The sequence below is a fragment of the Mycobacterium sp. SMC-13 genome (assembly GCF_045311035.1).
Taxonomy (GTDB): Bacteria; Actinomycetota; Actinomycetes; order Mycobacteriales; family Mycobacteriaceae; genus Mycobacterium.
This window is the reverse complement of the sequence record NZ_JBJIAI010000060.1, coordinates 1-7,761: the sequence shown is the minus strand read 5'-3', so window position 1 is coordinate 7,761 and position 7,761 is coordinate 1. Positions and strand designations below refer to the sequence as shown.

The 7,761-nt window shown below is 66.5% G+C and carries 4 protein-coding genes and 1 pseudogene; 2 read left to right on the top strand and 3 right to left on the bottom strand.

The annotated features are described in order from the left end of the window. Positions 1-195: 195 nt before the first annotated feature. Together ACJH6I_RS31370 and ACJH6I_RS31365 are read right to left on the bottom strand one after the other, a co-directional pair. Positions 196-1,671 (bottom strand): M28 family peptidase, encoded by a 1,476-nt coding sequence (locus tag ACJH6I_RS31370; protein WP_406785177.1) that lies wholly within the window; start codon positions 1,669-1,671, stop codon positions 196-198. After that, positions 1,668-3,140: a M28 family peptidase gene (locus ACJH6I_RS31365; protein ID WP_406785176.1), complete on the bottom strand. Its 1,473-nt coding sequence runs from the start codon at positions 3,138-3,140 to the stop codon at positions 1,668-1,670. Before ACJH6I_RS31365 ends, ACJH6I_RS31370 begins: the two co-directional genes overlap by 4 nt. Before the next feature lie 151 nt (positions 3,141-3,291). On the opposite strand from ACJH6I_RS31365, the gene ACJH6I_RS31360 reads away from it, so the two are divergent. Both ACJH6I_RS31360 and ACJH6I_RS31355 read left to right on the top strand, forming a co-directional pair. Beyond that, the gene (locus tag ACJH6I_RS31360; RefSeq protein WP_286150109.1) at positions 3,292-4,797 is read left to right on the top strand and encodes a glycosyltransferase; all 1,506 of its coding nucleotides are present in this window, start codon (positions 3,292-3,294) and stop codon (positions 4,795-4,797) included. 59 nt (positions 4,798-4,856) lie between these two features. After that, positions 4,857-5,006 carry a hypothetical protein gene (locus ACJH6I_RS31355; protein ID WP_234785527.1) on the top strand — a complete coding sequence of 50 codons (150 nt, stop codon included), beginning with the start codon at positions 4,857-4,859 and terminating at the stop codon, positions 5,004-5,006. Positions 5,007-5,017: 11 nt separating this feature from the next. Here ACJH6I_RS31355 and ACJH6I_RS31350 read toward each other — a convergent pair. Continuing rightward, positions 5,018-6,756, bottom strand: a pseudogene (locus tag ACJH6I_RS31350) (PGRS repeat-containing protein). Positions 6,757-7,761 lie beyond the last annotated feature (1,005 nt).

Below are 7,761 nucleotides of genomic sequence, written 5' to 3'. Positions count from 1 at the left end.
CGGACTCGGCACCGACCGAATCAACTGGAACGGAGGTCGCCTGAAACAAGCCGATCCACAGGTATTGACAATTCCTCGGCAACGGCCGACCAACGGCGATAGGTGCTTTTCATGGGCACCATTACTAACCCGGCAACCTGGCAACCGGACTCACAGGAACGGCGATTCCAGTTATGCAGTAGCTGTGAAACTCGGCTACTTGCCTGCTTGCCGGTGTCGTTCGTCGTGCAACGGCACACCGTTGGGGCCCGTCAGCGACTGCGCGTACGTGCCGACCGCAAACGCGACGGTGGGTCCGGTCACGGCCAGCGCCGCGCGGTTCAGCTGCTCGACGGTATCGCCCTTCGGCCCGTACCCGGGATCGAAAGCGGCGCCCGCCTGTCCGCCCCACAAGCGCGCCTGGATCGGCGATTTCCGCTGCGACGTGCCGGTCGAGATGCCGCCGACCGGAATCCCGGCGGTGAGGAACGGACCGTAGCCACTGCCCAGATCCATCGTCATGTCGGCGGGCCGCTTGCCGGCGAGATACAGATATCCGGCCAGCGTGCGCTCGAGCCCGGCCGACCCGGCGGGCACCGCGTCAAGCGGGATCTCAGGGTTCGCCTGGCCGGACTGGTCGCCGTCGAACGTGAAGAACCCGGCGTTGGGTGAACCGAGGATGTCGAAATCCAGATACAGCGCAATGTCATTCAGCGGTTCGGCAGCCAACCCGCGCACGTACTTGGTGGCGCCTTCCTGACCCACGGCGCCCGAACCCCAGAACGTGAACCGCACCGCGTTCTCGATCTTCGGCGAGCCGCCCAGCGCTGCGGCCGTCTCCAGCAGTGCCGACACCCCGGTTGCCGCGTCATTGATGCCCGCGCTCGTCGGCGCGCTGTCGAGGTGCGCGCCCGCCAGCACTACGCTGTGCGGATTACCGGTCTTGGTCTGCGCCAAGACGTTTCGCGATTTCACACCGGTGTTCTTGGCGTCGAGGGTGAGCTTCACCGGGCTGTTGGTTTTCAGCAGTACGGCATCGGCGTCCTTGCCGATGATGCCCACCGGCGTGTTGAGGTGTTCGTAGTAGCCGGGGCTGAACAGCCCGCGCGGGGCGCCGTTCGCGCTGGGCGGGCTGACCACCAGCACCGCGACCGCGCCGCGGGCCACCGCCGCATTCTGCTTGTCGACCACCGAGCACACCGCGTCGTCGACCACCGCGATGGCTCCCCGCAGGTTGAGGGTGCCGTAATCGTCCGGAGCGCAACCGGCCGGCTTGACAGGGTGCAACGTCGGCGCGGTCAGGCCGCCGGGCGCCGTGGACGTCAACAGCGAGGCCTGCACGACCCCCCACCGACGGCCACCGACGTCGAGCACCGGATTGCCGGGGGCACCGCGTTCCACGCGCACATACTCGGGGGTCTGCACGTCGAACCCTTTGTCCCGCAGCAGGTTCGCGACGTAGTCGACGCTGGCCTGGTAGCCGGGGGTGCCGTCGGCGCGGGTGCCCTTGTTCTCCGCCGCGATGGCGGCGAACTTCCTCAGATGCGTGTAGATGCCGTCGGTGCCCACCCTGCCGGCCAGATCGCGCGCGAGATCAGGCGCGGGCGGCGGCGGTGGGGCCGGTGGCTGCGGCGGTGGTGCACACGACGCCAGAACAGCGGTCAGCAGCCCGGCGGCCAGTGCCCGCCTCATGATGCCGAGACCACGTGCCGGGTCCGGTCATCGCGGACCGGAACGCCGTTGCGGCCACTCAAATCCTGGGCGTACCGCCCCACCCCGAAAGCCACTCCACGACCCATGATGTCCATTGCCGTGCGGTTGATGTGCGCCAAGTCGTCCGTCTTCTTGTGGTAGTTGGAGTCGAAAGGTTTTCCGGCGGTGCCGCCCCACAGCCGGGCCTGCTCGTCGTTCATGTTTTCCTCGTCGCCGGTGCCCAACCCACCCGCCGGGATACCGGCCTTGGTGAAGGCGTCGTAGTCCGACCGTCCGTTGAACGGGTAGTCCTGAGGCGGCTTACCGGCATCGGACAGATACGCCGTGAAGGTGCGATCGATTCCCGCCGAGCCCTCCGGGATACGCGGCACCAGGTCGTCGGCCAGCGGCGGGCCGGACAGGTTGCCGTCGTAACTGAAATAGCCGGCGTTCTCCGAGGCCAGCATGTCGAAATTCAGATACAGCGCAATGTCTTTGAGCGCCTCGACGTCGAGGGATTCGATGTATCGGTCAGAGCCGATCGTGCCCTCCTCCTCGGCGCCCCAGAACGCGAACCGCACCGCGTTCGCGATTTTCGGGGCGCTGCCCAACTGCAAAGCCGTCTCCAGGACCGCGGCCACGCCGGAGCCGTTGTCGTTGATCCCGGGCCCCTCCTTGACGCTGTCCAGATGTGCACCGACCATCACGACGTCATGCTCGGATCCCGTCTTGGTCTGGGCTATCACGTTGCGGGTGTGCTCAACCCGCACACCGGCGTCCAGCTTGAGGGACACCGGCCCCGGGGCGGCCCGAAGCCGAGCCCCGGCCGCCTTCGAGATCAGTACCGCGGGAATCTTCACCGTCGCCTTGGCGCCAAGGGTGCCGCCGCGCCCGGGGATGCCCGCGTCGTCGACATCGTCCTTGTTGTCGGCCACCACCAGCGCGACCGCGCCGTGGACTGCCGCGGTCGCTTCCTTCACCGCGAAGGGGCACGTGCCGCGGTCCACCAGCGCGACCGCGCCCTTGATCGGCAGGCCGTCGTAATCGGCACTGTTGCAGCCTGATCCGGGGCCGCCCTTGACCGGCACCAGCGGCGCCGTGAGCCCCGGCGTGCCGACCGAGTACTCGAGCGCCCGCGTCGGTATCCGCGTGCCGGCCACGGTCAGTTCAGGCGTGTTGTTGTACGCCACCTTGACTTCCATATCCGGAGTGACGACGTCGAAACCCTTGGCGCGCAGCGCATTCGCGACGTAGTCCACGCTCGCGTCGTAACCAGGTGTGCCGAACGCCCGGTTCCCACCGTGAGCGTCGGCGATGGCCTGCAGCTTGGCCAGGTGACCGGTCGTCGCCTCGACCGTCACGCTCTTGGACAGCTCGCCGGCGAAGTCATCGGCCGTAGGCTCCGATCGGCCGCACCCCGAGATGCCGACCGCCAGCACGAGCGCGAGCGCGACGCGGGTGCGGACCATGGGCACCACCGTAGCGTGCAGGCTCACAGAAACCGATGCACCGGGCCAGATGGCGAAGCTGGTGGCCGTTCCCGAACGCCCGCAGTGGATGAGCTGAACCGTTTCGGTGGAAGCGCAGCAAACATCAACCGAAATCGGGTATACGGATTCAGTGGACAATCCACCCGGGCCGACCATCTGCCTCAACATGATCGTGCGCAACGAAGCACACATCGTCACCGAGGTGCTCGATGCGGTCGCGCCCTATATCAGCTACTGGGTCATCGTGGATACCGGCTCCGCCGATGGCACCCAGGAGACGATCCGAAATCACATGGCGCATCTCGGAGTCCCCGGGGAGGTCCACGAACGCAGATGGCGCAATCTCGGCGAAAACCGTTCCGAAGCACTGCAGCTCGCCCATGGCCACAGTGACTACATCTGGGTCATGGACGCCGACGACACCGTCCGCGGCCGGCCCGACTTCACGCGACTCTCCGCCGACGTCTACTCCATGCGGATCAGCGACGGGCTGCTGTACTGGCGGCGGCAGCTATTTCGCGACGGCCTCCCGTGGCGATACATCGGCGTCGTCCACGAATACGCCGACTGCACTGAGCCGTTCCACGAGGAGCGCCTCGAAGGCGACTACTTCATCGAGTCCCGCCGACTCGGCGCCCGTAACAACGATCCGCGAAAGTACGAGCGGGATCGCGACCTGTTGCTGGTGGAGGTGCAGCGCGACCCGACGAACGAACGTTCGGCCTTCTACCTCGCCGAAAGCTATTTCAACCTGGGTGATTTCGCCAACGCCCGAATCTGGTCGGGCCGGCGCGCCGAGATGGGCGGCTGGGACGAAGAGACGTTTTACGCCCTATGCCAGGTGGCCCGGTCGATGTGCCGCCTGGGCGAACCGTGGCCGCAGGTCTTGGATGCTTACCTGCGGGCTTGGGCGTTCCGGCCTACCCGCGCTGAGCCGCTACATGCCATCGCCGCCGAGTACCGTGCCCGGGGCGAGTATCAGCTCGGTTATCTCTTCGCACGATGCGCAGCGGAGATACCGCTTCCGGAGGCAGACATCCTGTTCGTCGATTCGTCCGTCTACCAATGGCGTGCCCTCGATGAACAATCCGTCTGCGCATCATGGACCGGCCGGCACGCAGAATCGTTTGCGTTGTGCCGTCAGCTGCTCGCCCGTACTGACATCAACGGCGAGGACCGCAGCCGAATAGCGAGGAACCGCGATCAGTCCGTTCCGGCGCTGCTCGAAGCCGCGTCGGCATACCCTGAAGCATTGGTACACAACATGTCCAGCCACCAGCGGGGTGCCGCGGTGACGATCAGCCTGCTCGCGGGACCGGACATCCGAACAACCCAACTGGCGCTCAACACATTCATGAACTGCTGTCTGGACGTAGGCCAGGCACATCGATTCCTGGTGCTCGACACCGGTCTCGCCGGCCGAGACCGGGCACTCTTGTTGGAGCAGTACCCCTTCCTAGAATTCGTCGATCACACCCCTCGACGGAACCACTGGCAGAACTCAGCGCACTGCGCGAGCACATCAATGGCCGCTACTGGTTCCATCTCGACCAGGGGTGGCTGTTCTTCGCCCCCGAGAATTTGGTCGGCAGGATGCGGGCAGTCCTCAACGCCGAGCCGACCGTCGTTCAGGTAGGCGTCAACTTCGCTGACGCACAATCCATCTCCGGCGTGTACGCACGAAACGACATAGTCTTGCGGACCGCTGAAGGCCACCGATACGTCGTCGTCGATGACGCCACCCGCGGTCCGGCGATGATCGACCTATGGCGTCTGGACGCCAAACCCGCAGCTGGGCCACGAACAACCGCCCTTGACGAGGTGTTCTGCATCAAGGGCGGTTGATCGTTCGCGGTTTATCCGCCGGCGCCACCTGCACCGCCGGCACCTCCACCGCCACCGGCACCACCAGCGCCGCCGCTCACACCGAACGTCGCATGGCCCGCGGAGCCGGTGCTGCCCGCGCTGCCGGCAGCACCTGTGTGTCCGGCGCTTCCTGCCGCACCCGCAGTGCCACCGGCGCCAGTGGCGCCCGTACTTCCGGACGCGCCGGTCTTTCCGGGCGTTCCGGCTGCGCCGGTGCTGCCTGTCGCTCCGGTCGCGCCTGTCGCACCCTTCGCGCCGGTGGCACCTGTGCTGCCGGCCGTGCCGCCGGACCCAATTCCCAAGCCGCCCAACAAACCGCCACCACCGCCGGCGCCCGCAGCGCCGCCGGTACCACCCGTGCCGCCCACGCCGCCCTGGCCGCCGTTGCCTCCGGCACCAGGCGCACCGCCGGCCCACCGGTTGCACCGCCGCCACCGGCACCACCAACGCCGGCCGCGCCGCCGGTACCACCCGTACCGCCGGTGCCACCCTTACCACCCGCACCGCCGGTGCCACCCGCACCACCTGCGATCGCGAAGGGCAGCGGGGCAATCGGCGAGATGCCGTCGCCACCGGCGCCACCGGTACCGCCGGTGCCACCGGTACCGCCGGTACCGCCCGTGCCACCAGTCCCACCGGAACCGCCCGTGCCGCCTGCGCCACCATTGCCGCCTGCGCCACCATTGCCACCATTGCCACCCGTGCCGCCGGTGCCACCCGAACCGCCGGTGCCACCGGTTCCGCCGGTGCCACCAATACCGCCGTCACCACCTTGGCCGCCGCCACCGAACAACGTGAGCAGGCCGGCACTGCCACCGGCACCACCGGCACCACCGGCACCGGCCGCAGTACCCTGCAGACCCGTCCCACCGGCACCACCGCCGCCGCCGGAGCCGCCCGGCGTACCGGCACCACCGGTTCCGCCGGTGCCACCGGTTCCGCCAGTGCCACCGGTACCACCAGTGCCGCCTGAAGCACCCGCGCCACCCGCGGCGCCCGCACCACCGGTGCCACCAGTGCCGCCCTTCAACCCGATCAATACAAAGTCGCTGCCCTTGGAGCCGGTCGCGCCGGCAGTGCCCGCAGTTCCCGCGGTGCCCGCGGTACCTGCCGCGCCGGCTGCGCCTGCGGCTCCGGTAGCGCCGGTCGCACCTGCCGTACCGGTCGCGCCGTCGGTGCCAGCAACGCCGTCACCGCCCGCGCCGCCGGTGACGCCAGTCGCACCGAAGCCACCTGCGCCGCCATTACCGCCCTTGCCGCCGGTCCCGAACAGCCCGAGCAGACCCATGTTTCCGCCCTTGCCGCCGTTACTGCCGGCCAGGACGTCGGTGCCGTCGGCGCCGTTGCCGCCTCGGCCGCCACTACCGAACAGCAGACCTGCTGCGCCGCCGTCACCGCCGTTGACTCCTGCATCGGTGCTGTCCCAGCCTGCGCCGCCGTCACCGAACAAGATGCCACCGGCTTGGCCGTTCGGGTGCGCAGCCGTACCTGCCGCGCCGTTACAGATCAGACCGCACGGACTGTCCAATGGGTCCGGCGTCGTCGGGGCGAACGGCTTGATGAGCGCTTTCGGTCCCGGCGGCGACGCGTTCGCCCCGAACAACCCGGTCAACCACCACAAGGGGTTGTTCGGATCCTGCGCAGGCGCCAGCGGGAAGCTGAAATCGGTGAGTTCAACCGCTCGCGGCGACGCTGTGAGCGCGTCCACCGCGCCTGGCGGAATCGCCATTACGATGCCGGCACTCGCGGCTGCGACGCCCAAGGCACCGGTCGCGAGATAATTGACGGACCTCAAGGTCCTGCCGGACTTTTGTTTGCGATGCTTGGACACGATCGAATCCCCTTTGGATTCAGAGCGTTTTGCCGCCCCGCGCTCGGCCTATTGGAAATTACCATGTTTGCCCACTAGCCAACAGATTCCTCAAAAAATCCGCATAAACGCACGTGGAGTGCTGATATTGCTACTGCATAGTAAATATTTGCAGTTTGCAGGAAGAAGGTTTATTAACTATCGCGATTGAATATTTTTAATCGGTCTCATACGCCTCATGCGCCACTCCATGTTCTCCGCTACACGAAAATGGAAACGCGCGGCAGAGAGTCGACTTTGCAAACAAATCTATGCTCGGCCAATCGTGAAAAGACGGGGTGGTTTCCATTTTCTGCGGACGGCATCTTCTTTTGCGGGTGCGGCATCGAGGCGGCGGTCGACCATTGTCGATGCCGCCATCGAGGACACCGATCACGCCAAGTTCGAAGCAAAACGCAAGGGCGGCAACGCCCATCGCGATGGCAGGGAAGGTACATGCTGAGGCTCTCGCGTCGTTTGGCTCGCTACGTGACGGGGATCAGTGCTTTATGCCGATGAGGAGGCGATCGCACCACTATGGAAGGGCAAACGCTTTCCGATGGAAGCGTGCACCGCGCCGACAAGGCGATGTACCGCGCGCGCCGAGCAAGCTGAGAATGGCCTACGTTTCCCGCCGCATACCTACAACCTGCGTTCGGGCGGCGTAGAGGAATGACGCGGGTCTGCGTCGGATCGGTGCCGAGGGGTGGCCGAATGTACCGACAAGAATCGGGTTTCGCCCGAACCTGTCGCTTTGGCCTGATACATGGCGGCATCGGCCTGGCGTAGAAGATCGGTGGGCGTTGTTGGGAGGAATTGTCAATACCTGTGGATCGGCTTGTTTCAGGCGACCTCCGTTCCAGTTGATTCGGTCGGTGCCGAGTC